At 56.8% G+C, this 15,746-nt stretch carries 14 protein-coding genes and 1 other RNA gene; 8 read left to right on the top strand and 7 right to left on the bottom strand.

All coding sequences use genetic code 11. The features are described from left to right. Window positions 1-18: 18 nt before the first annotated feature. Window positions 19-243 carry a helix-turn-helix domain-containing protein gene (locus QOX26_RS07765; RefSeq protein WP_442870217.1) on the bottom strand — a complete coding sequence of 75 codons (225 nt, stop codon included), beginning with the start codon at window positions 241-243 and terminating at the stop codon, window positions 19-21. 85 nt (window positions 244-328) lie between these two features. Between QOX26_RS07765 and QOX26_RS07760 the strand changes: the two genes are divergently transcribed. Next, window positions 329-490, top strand: coding sequence for a hypothetical protein (locus QOX26_RS07760; protein ID WP_283674405.1), 162 nt, complete (start codon window positions 329-331; stop codon window positions 488-490). 1 nt (window position 491) lies between these two features. On the opposite strand, the gene QOX26_RS07755 is transcribed toward QOX26_RS07760, so the two are convergent. Together QOX26_RS07755 and QOX26_RS07750 are read right to left on the bottom strand one after the other, a co-directional pair. Beyond that, the gene (locus QOX26_RS07755; RefSeq protein WP_283674404.1) at window positions 492-1,328 is read right to left on the bottom strand and encodes a polysaccharide deacetylase family protein; all 837 of its coding nucleotides are present in this window, start codon (window positions 1,326-1,328) and stop codon (window positions 492-494) included. Window positions 1,329-1,373: 45 nt separating this feature from the next. Beyond that, a complete protein-coding gene (locus tag QOX26_RS07750) occupies window positions 1,374-2,276 on the bottom strand; it encodes a DMT family transporter (protein ID WP_283674403.1) in 903 nt (300 codons plus the stop codon). A 141-nt stretch (window positions 2,277-2,417) separates the two neighbouring features. Between QOX26_RS07750 and QOX26_RS07745 the strand changes: the two genes are divergently transcribed. Next, window positions 2,418-4,163 carry a copper amine oxidase N-terminal domain-containing protein gene (locus tag QOX26_RS07745; RefSeq protein ID WP_283674402.1) on the top strand — a complete coding sequence of 582 codons (1,746 nt, stop codon included), beginning with the start codon at window positions 2,418-2,420 and terminating at the stop codon, window positions 4,161-4,163. A gap of 34 nt (window positions 4,164-4,197) precedes the next feature. On the opposite strand, the gene QOX26_RS07740 is transcribed toward QOX26_RS07745, so the two are convergent. After that, window positions 4,198-4,533, bottom strand: a complete 336-nt coding sequence (locus QOX26_RS07740) for a BofC C-terminal domain-containing protein (protein ID WP_283674401.1) — start codon at window positions 4,531-4,533, stop codon at window positions 4,198-4,200. A 205-nt stretch (window positions 4,534-4,738) separates the two neighbouring features. Here QOX26_RS07740 and QOX26_RS07735 point away from each other — a divergent pair, with 205 nt between their 5' ends. The 6 genes from QOX26_RS07735 (at window position 4,739) to QOX26_RS07710 (ending at window position 12,008) form a co-directional block, all read left to right on the top strand. Further along, complete coding sequence (locus QOX26_RS07735) at window positions 4,739-7,126, top strand: transglycosylase domain-containing protein (protein WP_283674400.1); 2,388 nt, start codon at window positions 4,739-4,741, stop codon at window positions 7,124-7,126. Window positions 7,127-7,181: 55 nt separating this feature from the next. After that, window positions 7,182-7,448, top strand: an RNA gene (gene ffs, locus QOX26_RS07730) — signal recognition particle sRNA large type. Between the two features lie 96 nt (window positions 7,449-7,544). Further along, entirely contained in the window at window positions 7,545-9,170 is a 1,626-nt protein-coding gene (gene dnaX, locus QOX26_RS07725; protein ID WP_283674399.1) for a DNA polymerase III subunit gamma/tau, read from the top strand. A gap of 14 nt (window positions 9,171-9,184) precedes the next feature. Further along, the gene (locus QOX26_RS07720; protein WP_283674398.1) at window positions 9,185-9,538 is read left to right on the top strand and encodes a YbaB/EbfC family nucleoid-associated protein; all 354 of its coding nucleotides are present in this window, start codon (window positions 9,185-9,187) and stop codon (window positions 9,536-9,538) included. Further along, window positions 9,538-10,137 carry a recombination mediator RecR gene (gene recR / locus QOX26_RS07715; RefSeq protein WP_283674397.1) on the top strand — a complete coding sequence of 200 codons (600 nt, stop codon included), beginning with the start codon at window positions 9,538-9,540 and terminating at the stop codon, window positions 10,135-10,137. Before QOX26_RS07720 ends, recR begins: the two co-directional genes overlap by 1 nt. Window positions 10,138-10,412: 275 nt before the next feature. After that, entirely contained in the window at window positions 10,413-12,008 is a 1,596-nt protein-coding gene (locus QOX26_RS07710) for a peptide chain release factor 3 (protein ID WP_283674396.1), read from the top strand. Window positions 12,009-12,202: 194 nt separating this feature from the next. On the opposite strand, the gene QOX26_RS07705 is transcribed toward QOX26_RS07710, so the two are convergent. The 3 genes from QOX26_RS07705 to pheT form a co-directional block, all read right to left on the bottom strand. Continuing rightward, entirely contained in the window at window positions 12,203-12,790 is a 588-nt protein-coding gene (locus tag QOX26_RS07705; RefSeq protein ID WP_283674395.1) for a hypothetical protein, read from the bottom strand. 154 nt (window positions 12,791-12,944) lie between these two features. Beyond that, window positions 12,945-13,190 (bottom strand): IreB family regulatory phosphoprotein, encoded by a 246-nt coding sequence (locus QOX26_RS07700; RefSeq protein WP_283674394.1) that lies wholly within the window; start codon window positions 13,188-13,190, stop codon window positions 12,945-12,947. A 74-nt stretch (window positions 13,191-13,264) separates the two neighbouring features. Beyond that, window positions 13,265-15,673 carry a phenylalanine--tRNA ligase subunit beta gene (gene pheT, locus QOX26_RS07695; protein ID WP_283674393.1) on the bottom strand — a complete coding sequence of 803 codons (2,409 nt, stop codon included), beginning with the start codon at window positions 15,671-15,673 and terminating at the stop codon, window positions 13,265-13,267. Window positions 15,674-15,746 lie beyond the last annotated feature (73 nt).

The following is a 15,746-nucleotide window of genomic DNA, read 5'->3' as shown; positions in this document are numbered from 1 at the left end:
GACGCGGGGCGCTTTGCTTTATTGCTGCGGTGGGGCGGGGTTATCTGTTCTGCCGAGCAGATAGTCGACGCTGGTGTTGTAAAAGTCGGCGATTTTCCACAAAGCTTCGAAAGGGATGTTAATCTTGCCGCTTTCATATTCAGAATATGTGGCCTGTGAAATATGAAGATATTGAGCAAGCTTCTGCTGTTTTAAATCTCTATCTTCGCGCATAGCACGCAGTCGTTCTAATTTCATTTTCATCACCTGAAAATAGTATGCCTTATAGGCAATGCCTATATTGACTTTTATAGGTATTACCTATAAAATAAAACGGAGGTGATTTAATATGGAAGAACTGCATTACAAAGAAGCCTATTTGACTCTGTTCGCTCACGTGAGCGCCGCAATCGAAAAAATAGAGCAGGGCGGGGATGAAACTGCGCCGAGTTTCATCCTCGCCCTGCTCAAGGGTGCACAGTCGGCCGCCGAGGAGCGGGCGGTCGAGTGACTTATTTGGGCAGATCGGTCAATCTGCCGAAGGTATAACCCGCGTCCTCCCATTTGGTGAGAAGCTGGTCGAGAATGCGGGCGTTGGTCTCGCTCGTCGAGTGTAGCAACACAATCGCACCGTTGTGGATGCGCGGCAGCAGTTTGGAATAGGCCTGCTCGTCGGTCGGCTGGTTATCCGTGTACCAGTCGACATATGCAAGCGACCAGAACACAGTCGTATAGCCGAGCGCTTGCGCCTGCTTGAGGTTTTCCTCCGAGAATTTGCCCTGCGGCGGACGGTAGAATTTCTGCATTTCCTGTCCGGTCAGCACCGTGAACTTGTCGGCAAGGCCGTTGATTTCCTGCTCAAACGCAGCTTGATCGGCAATTTTGGACATATCGGGATGGTGCATGGTGTGATTGCCCACAATGTGTCCCTCATCGACCATGCGCTTGACCAAATCGGGCGCAGTGTCGATATAGTTGCCAACCAGGAAGAAGCACGCGGGCGCGTTGTGTTTTTTCAGCGCGTCCAGAATCGCCGGGGTATTGCCGTTTTCAAAACCCGCGTCAAAGGTAATATAGATGGTGGGTTTTGATGTGTCGCCGACGTAATACGCGTTCCACTGCTTCAGCGTATCGGCCGATACATTGCCCACAGGGGGCTGGCCTTCCGTCTGGAACGATAGGCCCCAGTCGCTGATCGAGGTCTGCACCGCTTCGTCTTCCGTTGCGGCGGCGGTCTGCGCGGCGCTGTCGTCATTCGGCAAGCGGACGAACAGCACAGCCAGCACAAGGCAGACCGCGACCACGGCTGCGGCGCGGTAGATGGTATCGCGGGTAATGGTAATAAACATTAAAATACGCCCCCTCGGTCAAACAGTATGCCGAGGGGGCGATGCTTATTCCTGCTTTTGTAGTGGCTTGCGGCGCAGCCATTCCAGCTTGGTTTCGCTGATGATGATGGCGGCGAAAATGAACACAAAGCCAAGGAGCAGACGAATCGTAACGCTTTCTCCATAAAACAAAACGGAGAACACCACGCCGAACACGGATTCGAGCGAGAGCAGGATGGAGGCCTGCGAGGCTTCGACGTGCTGCTGTCCGTAAGACTGCATGACCATGCAGAGCGCGGAGGCAACCAGACCGAGTCCGATGAGGCACCACCACGACAGCGGCGAGGGTGAATTTGTGGGAAACGCGCCGGTCAGCAGCGTGATGCCCCAGGAGATAACGCTTGCTACGCCGAGCTGGCCGATGGTCAGCAGGATGGGGTCGCACCCCTGCTCGCCCGCGCGGCCGATGGCCAGAATGTTGAGCGCGAAGATAATGCTGCCGAGCAGCGTCAGGAAATCGCCGGGGGAAATGGTCAGCTCCTCAGTCAGCGAGAGCAGGCCGATACCGGTGACACAGATAATCGCCGCGAAAAACTGCCAGCCGGACGGGCGGCGGCGCAGCAGAATCCAGCTTAAAAAGGGAACCAGTACGCAGTAAGCGGCGGTCAGAAAGGCGGATTTGCCGGGTGAGGTGTCAAGCGCCAGACCGTATGTTTGCAGCAGGTAGCCGAGCGCCTGCGTCGCGCCGGTCGCGAGCGAAGCAATCAGGTAGCGTTTCTCCCGCATGCGGGGCAGGCGCGGAAAAAACAGCAGCGCCAACGCGACCGTGCCAGAGGTAAAGCGAATTGCCATCAAAAACGGTGTAGGGAACACCCCTGCTACCAGCTTCATAACGAAGAACGTGCTGCCCCAAATTAGGGCGGTGAAGAATAAGGCTATTTTTGCGCGGACAGCGGTTTGTTTTTCCATTTCAATTTCTCTTTCTCAGCAATCCCCCAATGGGACATGTTTCACTATCATATCATGCGTTAAAGCACATTGCAAGGAAAATAATGGACAAGAATCCGCCTGTATTGTATAATAAGAATAATAATAAAAGGAGGGATTCTGATGAAAAAGTTTTTAAAACGCACCATGTCCCTATGTCTCACAGCGGTGCTGCTGTGCAGCCAACTGCCCGCCGCCCTCGCCGCGGATACCACGCCGCCGCTCTACGAGCAGTTCGGCTGCGATTCGGCGCAGGATTTTATGGACAGCTGGTTTTATCGTGATGTTTCCTATGACTGGATTTGCGAGCGGTACGACATTCGCTTCGGACAGCTGCGACAAAACCCGGATTTGGCCTTTGAATCGGCCTATCAGGGTTGGGACTGGGGCATGGTAGACGAATATTTTTCCACCCGGGAGGATTTTCTCCGGGATGCCGCGCTGCAATTGGTGGTCGTGGATTCTTTTGCATTCGTGCCGCCGCTTTCTGTGCAGCTCAATGGCAAAACCGTGACGTTCCCGGATGCACAGCCCGAGCAGCACGCCGACCGCACGATGGTGCCGCTGCGCGCGCTGCTGGAAGAGCTGGGAGGAACGGTCGGTTATGCGGATGGAACGGTAAATGCGGCGGCAAACGGCCGCACCATCTCGTTTCGACTTGGCAGCAGCGAACTCTCGGTCACAGACGAAAAGGGCAGTCAGCAGACGCAGAAGATGGACGTTGCGCCCTATGAGAAAAACGGACGCACCTATGTGCCGGCGCGCTTCTTTGCCGAAGCGTTCAACCTGACGGTGCAGTGGGATGAAGAGCGGCAGACCGCCGTGCTGTACGACCGCGCCGCCCTGCTTGCCTCGGTAGATGCCCGGTTCACTGCGTTTAACCAGTGGCTTGCCGCGCAGCCCAAGGCCGATCCGGCGCAGGCGATGCGCACAGCGCTCGGCGCAAAGGTCACCTACACCGCGTTTAACTCGATTGACGGCAACACGGTTTATCCAATGAGCGGTTCGGTCGAGATGGTCAGCAATGAGGGCGGCTGTGAAATGAAGGTGGAGGCCGATATCTATGCGCTGATTCAGCTGCTATTCGGCGAACAGTCGTGGCTGTATGACGAGAAAATCGTTCCAAAGCTCGAAAAGGTCAAAAACGAACTGCAAAACGTAAGCTTTGAAGCAATTATTGATTTGGATAGCAATGTGCTGTACTTCCGCTGTCCGGAAATCTTCCGCATCATGAATGAGCTGGAGCCGGGTTCGGTGCCGACGATTGCGGCGAACGCATGGCTCAAAACGGCCGATGTGATCGATGCGGATACGATGGATTACATGGAGCTGTTCGAGCAGTACGGCACGCTGACAAGCGAGCCGACCGTTGGCGCGATGCTGCTTGCAAGCGAAGAGATGCAGAGTGGGCAAATGAGCGGTGCCGCTCTGTGGAGCAACGTGCAGAACACAGCATCCGCGCTTGAAGCGGTGATCGGCGATGGTGCACTCGTTCGCAGCGGAGATCGCTATACCTTCACGCTCGATGAAACGAACGAACCGCAGTCGGACGAGTGGTTTACAGGCACGGGCTACGCGAAGGGAACGATGACGTTTAACGTCAAAACCGGTGCGGCGGAGGGCGCGTTTGAATGGCGCGCAACCGCATATGACACGGATACGCTGATTACCTTGTCCTTCAAGGGCAACGCGGCCGATGCATCCGCCCGCCTGAGCATCCACAGCAAAAACGAGAGCCTGACCGAGGTCGAGCTTTACACCAGCGTCAAATCCGCTGCACAGCCGCCGCGCAAAGCCCCGGCTGAGGGCAGTGTGATTGTCGATGTGGATGCATGGATGAACGCACTCACAGGGCAAATTGCCTCATAAGACAACGAGGGGGACCGTTTGGTCTCCCTCCTCGTCATGAACCGTAGTCTTCGAGCAGCTTGGCGAGCGCTTCCGCATCGCTGAGCGGCACGCCCAGACGCAGCGCGTCCTGTTCCGACTGGGGCAGGGTGCGCGTGTCGATTGCAGTGCGCAGGAGCGGTTCGTCCGCTCCCCCGGCGGGATAGATGACCAGCCGGTTGTCTTCTGTGGTGGCAACATAGCCAGCGGTCGCCGCCATAGCGGGTGCGGCGGTGAAAAATGTTTTTCCGGCAAACGCCGCGCTGGCCAGAGCGAATACGAGCGCTGCGCAGGCAATGCGTTTTTGGCGGCGCATGCGCCGCATGGTCAGTAGGTAAAAGCCTTGCATCATGGTTAAATCATCCTTAAATTTGCGTTTTATCGAAGTGTTCCCAGTTAAAATGGATATATTCACGACCCGGATGAAAAAATATTTGGAATTTGGCGCACCCTGTGTTATAATATCGCTGTATGCTGGGAACAAATCGGATGTACGTTGCGTCTGATAAGGCAAAGGCCTGCCGTCCGCTGGGGCTGTAGGCAAGGAGGAATCCACATTGGCAAGGAAACGAAATACACGCATTGGACGCGGATTTTCGCGTGTACTGCTTACGCTGCTGCTCATTGGCGTGCTGTGCGCCAGCTTCTGCGGCATTGCGTTTGCGTACTATGTCCACGCCTATGTCAATCCGTCGGTTGAACTCGATTTGGACTCGATGTTCCTCGATCTCAACACGACCGTCTGGTCGATTGATCCAGCTACCGGCGAAGAAAAGCTGTATGAAACCCTGCAGGGCGATAAAAACCGTGAATGGGTCGATGGCGACCAGATTCCCGATAACCTGAAAAACGCGGTCGTCGCAATCGAGGATCAGCGATTTTATCAGCACAAGGGTGTTGACTGGAAGCGCACACTGGGCGCGAGCGTCAGCTGGATGACCGGCGGCAAAACCTACGGCGGCTCGACCATCACACAGCAGCTCATTAAAAACATGACCGATGAAGATGATTTTTCGGTCAAACGTAAAATCACTGAGATTTTCCGTGCGCTCGAGTTGGAGCGTGCAATCGGTGATAAGGACGAAATTATCGTCCGCTATCTGAATACGATTTACCTAGGCCGCCGCGCTTACGGCGTGAAAACGGCCGCAGCAACCTACTTCGGCAAGCAGGTTTCCGACCTGTCGCTCGCCGAATGCGCGATTCTCGCGGGCATCACGAACAATCCTTCCGAGTATGATCCATACACCTATCCTGATAACATCAAGGAGCGTCAGGAGACCATTCTGGATCAGATGCTCAAGCAAGGGATGATCTCGCAGGAGGAGCACGATCAGGCGGTTGCGGAAGAACTCAATTACCGTTCTGAGGATTTGTACGAGGATGAGATCAACGATCCCTACTCCTACTTTACCGATTTGGTGTACAACGATGTGCTGAGCGATCTGCAGACCAAGAAGGGCTATTCTTCGGAAGCTGCTAAGCGTTTGCTGCTGTCGGGCGGCCTGAAGATTTACGCCACTGTCGATACCGATGTGCAAAAAATCATGGACGAGGAGTACGCAAACGACGCGAATTTCCCAAACATGGAGCGCGGCGGTATGCGCCCGCAAAGCGCGATGGTCGTCACCGATGCGCAGGGTAACATCCGCGGCATCGTCGGCGGACGCGGCGCAAAGAGCGGCAAGCTCGATTACAGCCGTGCAACCGATGCACGCCGTCAGCCGGGTTCTTCGATTAAGCCGCTGTCGGCTTACGGACCCGCGATGGATACGGGCATTATCGTGCCCACCTCGTCGGTTTACGACAAGGCGCTGATGGAGATTGACGGCAATCCTTGGCCCCGAAACGACTCCGGCAAAACGACCAACAAGCCGATTGTGATCAAAAACGCGATTGCGCGCTCGATTAACACAATTGCTGCGCAGCTGGTCAATATGCTCACCCCGCAGGTGTCCTACGAATATCTCACCCAGCGCCTCGGCTTCCGGGCCGGCAATGATGCGCTTGTTTCCAGCCGCACCAACGGTGACGGCACGGTGCAGACCGATATCGATTATGGTCCGCTTGCATTGGGCGGCATGACCAACGGTGTGACCGTGCGTGAAATGGCCGGTGCTTACTCCACTTTCATCAACGACGGTGTGTTTGCCGGTACACGCAGCTACTCTAAGGTGCTTGATTCCAACGGAGAGGTGCTTCTCGATAATCAGCCGGGTACCGAGTTGGGCTTCAAAAATGTGCGCACAGCATATTATATGCTTGAGTGCATGCAGGGCGTTACCTCGTTCGGTACCGCCACCAATGCGACTATTCCGGGCGTGCAGACAGCCGGTAAAACCGGTACGACTAGCGCCAACTACGACCTCTGGTTCTGTGGCGTGACGCCGAAGTACGCTGCCGCGGTTTGGCTGGGCTTTGACCAGAACTATACGCTCAGCGGCCTGTACGGCCGTGATGCGGCAACCGTTTGGACGAAGATTATGCGCCGCATTCACGAAGGCGATTCGGGTCTGGTGTTCGACTCGCATCCGGAGGACTTTGAAACCGCAAGCTACTGCATGGACAGCGGACTTGCCCCCTCGGGCGCATGCCGCGCTGCGGGACGCGTTGCCACCGGCCGCTTCTGGAAGGGACAGGCGCCGACTGAGCTGTGTAAGCATCAGGGCTATCCGACCTATCTGCTGGGCAAGGACGGTCTGGACGTAGAGAATGAGGACGAGGAAGAGAAGCCGAAGGAAGAAAAACCGGACGATTCCTCGACTGTCGACCCCGAAACGGGTGAAGCCGTAACACCGCCTGCAGGCGGAGGCACCACAACGCCGGGCGGCAATGCCGGAACAACCACGCCGGGCGACGATAAGCCGACCAAACCGGATACCGGCGGTCAGCCGACGCCGCCGGGAACGGATGAACCGACACTTCCGGATGATCCGGAAGCATAACTGCGGAGTAATCCGCACAAACTGAATATCAACTCTTGTTCAGCGCTGCACAAGGCCGCACACATCGGGGAGGCAGCGGTGCCCTGAACCCGCAATCCGCTATAGCGGGGATGATGCGGGCGGGGAGGGACGACGTTATGATGCGGCGTCCGCCCACGGAGCGATGAGAAACCGGTACTGCGCAACGGAGGACTGCGAACCATGTCAGGCGGGGAACCGAGCAGCATTAAGCAGAAACCATCGTGTGCCGCAGATTTGCCGATTTTGAGCTCGACGTGCGGAAAGGCAATTGGAGCGTCGATTTCGAATCGTCCGCGTGCGGTCTTGTGGAGCGCTGAACAGAGTGAATCAGACAACGCTTTGAGGCGGGCTTGCGCCCGCCTCTTTGTGATATCATTCAGGATAAGGAGGGTGTGCCTTGTACCAGGCGTTATACCGCAAATGGCGGCCGCAGACCTTTGCCGATGTAATCGGCCAGCAGCATATTACGGATACGCTGCGCGCGCAACTGCGCACGGGCAGGCTCAGCCATGCCTACTTATTCACCGGCACACGCGGTACGGGTAAAACCACCTGTGCCAAAATCCTTGCACGCGCGGTCAACTGCGAAAACCTGCAGGACGGCGACCCCTGCGGTGTGTGTCCGTCCTGCCGCGGCATTTTGGATGGCTCGGTGCTCGACGTGGTCGAGATTGACGCCGCGTCCAACAACGGCGTGGACAATATCCGCGATTTGCGCGATGAAACGCGCTACACACCCGGTCAGGTCAAAAAGCGTGTTTATATCATCGACGAGGTGCACATGCTTTCCATCGGCGCGTTCAACGCGCTGCTCAAAACGCTGGAGGAGCCGCCCGAACATGTGCTATTCATTCTGGCGACGACCGAGATTCACAAGGTCCCGGCGACCATCCTGTCCCGCTGTCAGCGGTTTGATTTTCGCCGCATCGGCGCGGAGGATATTGCCCGCCGTCTGATGGATGTGGCAGCCAAGGAGGGCATTGCCCTTTCAGAGGGCGGCGCACGGTTGATTGCCCGTCTGTCCGATGGCGCAATGCGCGACGCGCTGTCCATGCTCGACCGTGCGGCGGCCGCAGGCACGGTGGATGAAGAAGCCGTTACAGCCGCGCTGGGCATTCTGGGGCAGGACGATGCCATGCAGCTTGCAGGGTATCTGAAAAACCATGCACTGGCCGAGTCGGTCGCTCTGCTCGGCGATTATTACCGCGCAGGGCGTGACCTCGCCGCGGTGTATGACCAGCTGCTTGGACTGATTCGAGACGCGCTGCTCGTTAAAACGGCAAAAACCGATGTGTCGGCGCTCATTTCGCCGGCGTATACGGTCAAAGCCCTGCAGGGCTTCTGTGAAGGCATGGCGGCCTCTACGCTGATTGCGTGGTCACAGGCCATCGGAGATGCGCTGAACCGCATGAAAAACGCGGCAAACCGCCGCATTGAGGCCGAGCTTTGCGCCGTGCGCCTGTGCACACTGGGCGCGGATGATTACGACAGCCTAGGCGGTCGCGTGGAAGCGCTGGAGGAGAAAATCAAAAACGGCATTCCGGCAGCCGTTTCACAGCCTGCACAGGCCGCCTCGCCTGCGGCAGATGACCGTCCGCCGCTTCCGGGGGACGAGGAAGCGCCGCCGTGGACGGGAGAAGAACCGGATGCGGCACAGTCTGCGCCCCCTGCCGCGGCAGCTCCCAAGTCGAGAGGGGACAGTTGGCTGCTCTGGCCGCGTCTGCTTGAAGCGCTGACGGGCAAGATTAACATGGGCGCACATACCAACATGAAGCTGTCATCCAAGGGCATTTTGGAGGATGGCGCACTCGTCATCCTGTGCGAGGATTCCATCACCGCGATGCTCGCCAAGGCCGAGCCGACGATGAAGGTCATTCGGGAACAGGCGGCGGTGCTCGCGGGGGCACCAATCAAGGTCAAGGTGCGCGAGGCGGACGAGGAACCTCTACCGGAAAACAATCATGCGGTCGACGAATTGCTTGGCCGTGCAAAAGCATTCGATATTCAAATCAGAGAACTTTGAGGAGGAAAAAACATATGGCAAAGGGTAAATTCGGCGGCGGCTTCGGCGGCGGCATGAACATGCAGGCAATGATGAAGCAGGCGCAGAAAATGCAGGCCGACATGGCAAAGGCGCAGGAAGAAATTGCGCAGATGGAGACCGAAGCGACAGCCGGCGGCGGCGCTGTAACGGTGACGATGACCGGCACGAACGCGGTCAAGTCGATTGTGATTAAGCCTGAGGTCGTCGATCCGGACGATGTGGATATGCTGCAGGATCTCGTGCTGGCGGCGGTCAACGAAGCGCTCCGCGCCGCACAGGAGAAGTCGTCGAGCCAGATGTCGGCCATCACCGGCGGCATGGGCGGCCTTGGCGGCGGATTGTTCTGATGGATTATTTCGCGCCCCCGGTCGAGCGACTGATCGAGGAATTTGCAAAGCTGCCCGGCATCGGACAGAAAACCGCCCAGCGGCTCGCGTTTCACGTGCTGACCCTGCCGCGTGAGGAAGCGGAGCGCTTTGCCGACGCCATCCGCGACGCAAAGAGCAAGACCTTCACCTGTAAGCGCTGCCAGAACCTGACGGACAGTGAAATCTGCCCCATCTGCGCCAACGCGGCGCGGGAGCAGAAGACCATCTGCGTGGTGGCCGATCCGCGCGATGTCATTGCGTTTGAGCGCACCAAGGAGTACAAGGGTCTGTACCACGTGCTGCACGGCACGCTGTCTCCCATGAACCATATCGGGCCGGACGACATCCGCATTCGCGAGCTGGTACAGCGCGTGGCCGAGGAAAACACTGAAGAGGTCATCCTCGCCACCAATCCGGATACCGAGGGTGAAGCGACGGCAATGTACATTTCCCGCCTGCTTTCACCGTTTGAGATTCGCACCACCCGTCTGGCCTATGGCATTCCGGTCGGCGGCCATCTGGAATTTGTGGACGAGGTAACGCTTTCGCGTGCACTGGAAGGTCGCCGCGAGCTCTGATTCCTGCTGTTTTACTGTGTTTTGGCATAAAAAAGACCCCGAACGCCATGCGTTCGAGGCTCTCCTAAGAGGCCGGTACACAGGAACAGCCGGACTTTCGTCCGGCTGTTCCCGCAATAAAAGGTAGGATAGAGAGTAGAAAGCAAGAACATGTGGGGGGATCTTATACGCTTTCCACGAGATTACTATAACGGAGTATTGTGTCCGTTTTGTGTAGTTTTCATTAAAATTACTGTTTTAGCGAAAAAATTGACGAACGCGGAAGGAAGAAACTTGTGTCTGACCTGAAAAGAGAAATTGAAAACCGCCGAACTTTTGCAATTATTTCACACCCTGACGCCGGCAAAACGACCATAACCGAGAAATTCCTGCTCTACGGCGGAGCGATTCAGGAAGCGGGCATGGTCAAGGGTAAGAAAAACTCACGCCATGCCGTGTCCGACTGGATGGAGATCGAGAAGCAGCGCGGTATTTCGGTCACCTCATCGGTGCTGCAATTCCAGTACGAGGGCAAGTGCATCAACATCCTCGATACCCCGGGTCACCAGGACTTTTCCGAGGATACCTACCGCACGCTGATGGCGGCCGATTCGGCGGTCATGGTGATTGATGCGTCCAAGGGCGTTGAGGCACAGACCCGCAAGCTGTTCAAGGTTTGCGCGATGCGCGGCGTGCCGATTTTCACCTTTGTCAACAAGATGGACCGTGAAGCACGCGATCCCTATGAGCTGCTTGAGGAGATTGAAAACGAGCTGGGCATCGGCACCTATCCGGTCAACTGGCCGATCGGCTCGGGCAAGCGGTTTAAGGGTGTGTACGACCGCGTGGACGATCAGGTCATCGCGTTTGAAGGCGCGGACTTTCGCCATGAGGTCAAGGCGCAGCACCTGTCAATCGACGATCCGGTGCTCGAGGGACTGCTGCCCGAGGAGCAGTACCAGACGCTGATTGACGACGTTGAGCTGCTTTCGGGCGCGGGTGATGATTTCGACCTGAAGGCTGTGCATGAGGGACGGCTGTCGCCGGTGTTTTTCGGCTCGGCGCTGACCAATTTTGGCGTAGAACCCTTCCTCAAGAAATTCCTGCAGATGACCCCGCCGCCGACCGCGCGCACGGCGGATATCGGTGTCATTGACCCGTTTAGCGAGCATTTTTCCGCCTTTGTCTTCAAGATTCAGGCGAATATGAACAAGGCGCACCGCGACCGAGTGGCATTTATGCGTATCTGCTCGGGCAAGTTTGAGCGCGGTCAGGACGTGCTGCACGTGCAGACGGGTAAGAAAATGGTGCTCGCCGCGCCGCAGCAGATGATGGCGCAGGATCGTTCCATCGTGGATGAGGCCTATGCAGGCGACATCATCGGTATTTTCGATCCGGGCGTGTTTTCCATTGGTGACACGGTGTGCGACCCCAAACATAAATGCCTGTTTTCGGGCATTCCGACCTTTGCGCCTGAGCTGTTTGCACGCGTGCGCCAGAAGGACACGTTAAAGCGCAAGCAGTTTGTCAAGGGCGTGGAGCAGATTGCACAGGAAGGCGCGATTCAAATTTTCCGTGAGCCGGGTTCAGGCATGGAAGAGGTCATCGTCGGCGTAGTCGGCGTGCTGCAGTTTGAAGTGCTGGAATACCGTCTGAAGAACGAGTACAACGTCGAAATCATCCGCGACAGCCTGCCTTATGAGCATCTGCGCTGGATTGAAAACGATGAAGAGGAGTTCGACTATAAGGCGCTGCAGCTGACAAGCGACACCAAGGTCGTCACCGATTTCAAGGGTAATCTGCTGCTGCTGTTCACCTCGCCGTGGAACGTCAATTGGGCGCTCGACCACAATGAGAATCTGCGGTTGTCGGAGTTTTCGGAGAACGCGTAAGGACGTATAGGGGGTATGCAATACTCCCTATATACGAAATGGGTTCCTGAGGAAATCCATTTCGATACCCCGATTTCGCGCACGGCTGCGCGGGTCCGGGGCAAAAAGTCAGGCACTTGTCCTGACTTTTTGTTATTTTATGCGTGCTGCGGAGCGAGAAACGAAAAAAGCCAGCCCTTTTGGGCTGGCTTTTTTTATAGTTCATTTAGTGGGTTGTCTTCGCGTGTTTTGACAGCGCGCATGTACTGGAATAGCAGCACAAGCCTTGCCACTGCGAAGGCCAGCGCGACCAACATGGTAGCAATCATGCCTTCTCCATCGAACAGAGCGACGGTCGAAGCGGCCAAACTGCCGAGCAGCACCAGATAAAAGCACCAACGGATGCGGCGCGCGGGGAAGGGGTAACCGCGGGAGAGAATCAGTTCATCGAGTCCCCAAAAGAGGTTATAGTCTGCAAGAAGACTGAAAATTGAGCCAATCATCATGCACAGCGAGAGCATGTTAAGTGCAAACGCAGACAGATTACCGCGATAGGAAGAGTAAGCCAGCACGGCAAGCGCAACCAGTGTGAGCACGACGCTGACAATCTGGTGTAAAAATGCTTTTTCAAAGCGCGGCGCAACCGAACGCAGCGCAGCCATCGCGTACAGGATGCCAACAAACGAAATGATGGACCCAATCAGCATGGGAAGTGCATAATCGCTCAGCAGCACGCCACCTGCGTTAATGACAAGGCCAATCCACAGGATGAGAAGCTTGGAATAAATTTTCTGTTGTTCCAACGAGGCACACCGCCTTTTCAAGTATGGTGGCTATTATATCACAGTTTGAATGAAAATTCAATGCGAATCTGCAAATGTGCGCTGATTGTCAGTGTGTGAAGCTAATTTTCGATAAAAAACAAAAAGAACCGCCGATAGCGGTTCTTTTTTGCAGTTAGTTATCGAGATAATATTGAACCAGTTCCTGCATCAGTTCGTCGCGGTCGATTTTGCAAATCAGGCTGCGGGCGTTGTTGTGGTTGGTGATGTAGGTCGGATCTTCGGAGAGGAGATATCCAACGATTTGGTTGATCGGGTTATAGCCTTTCTCCTTCAGCGCATCATACACTGCGGTGAGTGTGCGCTTCATCTCTTTGTTCGCTTCGTCTACAAGACTAAATTTTCTCGTGCCGTCCAGCATGGCTGTTCTCCTTTCCGGTAGGCGTTGATTCTAGCTACTAACAGCATACCGCAAATCACGGAAAAAGTAAAGTCTTATCCGCGAAGAACCGCTTGAAAATCTTGCTCAAGCGCAGCAATGGCAGCCTTCATCGCCTTGTCGCATTCTTCGTCAGTCAGCGTGCGGTCGGGTGCGCGCATGATGAGTGAATACGCAATCGACTTCTTGCCCTCGGGGATGCCCTGTCCCTTGTAAACGTCAAACAGCTTTGCGGATTCGAGGATGCCGCCGGCGGCCTTTTCAATCGAGGACTGGATGGCTGCGGCAGGTACCGCGTCGTCGACCAGCACGGCGATGTCGCGGGTCGAAGCCGGGAACTTGGGCAGCGCACGGTACAGCTTGATGGGATCGGCTGCGGCAAAGAGCGCGTCAATTGACAGCTCGGCTGCGAGCACCTCACCGGACAGGCCGTAGGTCTTGCACACGGTCGGGTGCACGGTGCCGAACACGCCTGCCGTCTCGCCACCGATGAGCAGGGTCGCGCAGCGGCCGGGGTGATAGGACGGGTTCTCCTTTTCAGGCACGAACGAAGCGTCCTTGATGTTCAGCTCGCGGCACAGTGCCTCAATCACGCCCTTGAACGCGAAGAAGGACAGGCGGCCGTAAGAGGCGAGCGTGAGAATCTTTTCCTCATGCGGCAGCACGGTGGGATCGGCCTTACCGTCCTTCAAAACAGGCGTGTAAATCATACCCATTTCGTAAAGCGACGCGGTCGGGTTGCGGTGCGCGTGGTTGTGAGCAAGATTGTCAAGCATCGAGGGCAGCACGGTCGTGCGCATGATGCTGAAATCCTCGCCTAGCGGGTTCAAAATGGTGGTCGACACACGGCGCGGATCGTTTTCCGGCCAGCCGATCATGTCGTAGAATTTCGGGGAGATGAAAGAATGGCTCATTGATTCATCAAAGCCGGCCTCACGGCAGACCAGTGTAGCGGTGCGCTCCATCTGCTGCTTGGCGGTGTACTCGCCCTGTACCATCTCGCCGGCGTACAGCGTGGTCGGGATGCGGTCGTAGCCGTACATGCGGGCGACTTCTTCCGCCAAATCACACATGCGCGCGATATCGGTACGGAAGGAGGGGATGATGACCTCGTCGCCCTCAACGTGGAAGGACAGGCGCGCGAGATAGTCAATCTGCTCCTCGCGGGTCAGGTCGATGCCGAGCAGGGCGTTCATCTTTTCCGGCTCGAAAGGCAGACGCTTGGGGTTGGGGTCGGAGGAGTCGACGTCAATCACGCCGTCGACCACTTCGCCCGCGCCGAGCTCCTCAACCAGCTCGCAGGCGCGCTGCACGGCGGCCATGGTCTGGCGGGGGTCAAGTCCCTTTTCAAAGCGACCCGACGCCTCGGTACGCATACCGAGCGCCTTGGCCGTCACGCGCACGGTCGCACCGTGGAAGCAGGCGGACTCGAACACAACGGTCTTGGTATCGGCCTCAATTTCGGAGTTTGCGCCGCCCATCACGCCTGCAACCGCAACCGGCTTTTCTCCGTCGCAGATGGCGAGCATGGCGGTGGTCAGCTCGTGATCCACCCCGTCGAGCGTCTGGATGCTTTCGCCGGCCTTTGCGCGGCGGACGACAATCTTGCCGTCCGACAGGCAGGCGTAATCGAACGCGTGCATGGGCTGGCCGTACTCGAGCATAACGTAGTTGGTGATGTCGACAATGTTGTTGATCGGGCGCACGCCGCAGGCATGCAGACGCTCGCGCATCCATGCGGGGCTTGGCTCGATCTTGATGTTTTTGACGATGCGGGCGGTGTAGCGCGGGCACAGGTCGGTGTCCATCACCTCGACGGAAACATCGTCCCGAATATCGCCGCCGCAGCCCTTGACCTGCGGCTCGCGCACGGAGAAGGGGCGGCCGAAGGTCGCGGCGGTTTCGCGCGCAAGACCGATGACCGACAGGCAGTCCGGACGGTTGGAGGTGATTTCAAAGTCGGCAACATAGTCATCCAGACCGAGCACCTTCTTGATGTCCTCGCCGACAGCGGTGCCCTTGGGCAGGAACAGGATGCCGTTCTCGCACGCGTAGGGCACGCAGCCGTGCGTCAGCCCAAGCTCCTGGAACGAGCACATCATGCCGTTGGACGGCACGCCGCGCAGCTTGCCCTTGGTGATTTTCACGCCGCCGGGCAGCGTGGATTTGTGCAGGCAGACCGGGCAGATTTCGCCCACGGAGCCGGCCGTTACGTTGGGCGCGCCGGTGACAATCTGGACAGGCTCGTCCTGTCCGACGTTCAGCTGGCAGATTTTGAGGTGGTCGGAGTCCGGATGATCGACGACGGACAGAATTTCGCCTGTGACGACCTTTTCAATCTCTTCGCCGAGGTAAAAGACCTCCTCGACCTTGGAGCCGGACATAGTGAGTTTTGCGTCATACTCGCGGGGCGTGACGCCGGAAATATCGGTATAATCCGAAAGCCAGGAAAGCGGCAGTTTCATAATTCAAGAACTCCTTCATTGTAAGGATATTGCGCCGAATGGCGCACAAAATTGGAAATCGCTTTGCAATTCC

The organism is Butyricicoccus sp. Marseille-Q5471 (assembly GCF_951230135.1).
In the GTDB taxonomy this organism is placed as follows: Bacteria; Bacillota; Clostridia; order Oscillospirales; family Butyricicoccaceae; genus Agathobaculum.
The sequence above is the reverse complement of the archived record's forward strand: the minus strand, read 5'-3'. Positions and strand labels throughout refer to the sequence as shown.

Coding starts and splice junctions, on each gene's coding strand:
- QOX26_RS07765 (WP_442870217.1), bottom strand. CDS start 243: ATGAAAATGAAATTAGAACGACTGCGTGCTATGCGCGAAGATAGAGAT.
- QOX26_RS07760 (WP_283674405.1), top strand. CDS start 329: ATGGAAGAACTGCATTACAAAGAAGCCTATTTGACTCTGTTCGCTCAC.
- QOX26_RS07755 (WP_283674404.1), bottom strand. CDS start 1,328: ATGTTTATTACCATTACCCGCGATACCATCTACCGCGCCGCAGCCGTG.
- QOX26_RS07750 (WP_283674403.1), bottom strand. CDS start 2,276: ATGGAAAAACAAACCGCTGTCCGCGCAAAAATAGCCTTATTCTTCACC.
- QOX26_RS07745 (WP_283674402.1), top strand. CDS start 2,418: ATGAAAAAGTTTTTAAAACGCACCATGTCCCTATGTCTCACAGCGGTG.
- QOX26_RS07740 (WP_283674401.1), bottom strand. CDS start 4,533: ATGATGCAAGGCTTTTACCTACTGACCATGCGGCGCATGCGCCGCCAA.
- QOX26_RS07720 (WP_283674398.1), top strand. CDS start 9,185: ATGGCAAAGGGTAAATTCGGCGGCGGCTTCGGCGGCGGCATGAACATG.
- recR (WP_283674397.1), top strand. CDS start 9,538: ATGGATTATTTCGCGCCCCCGGTCGAGCGACTGATCGAGGAATTTGCA.
- QOX26_RS07700 (WP_283674394.1), bottom strand. CDS start 13,190: ATGCTGGACGGCACGAGAAAATTTAGTCTTGTAGACGAAGCGAACAAA.
- pheT (WP_283674393.1), bottom strand. CDS start 15,673: ATGAAACTGCCGCTTTCCTGGCTTTCGGATTATACCGATATTTCCGGC.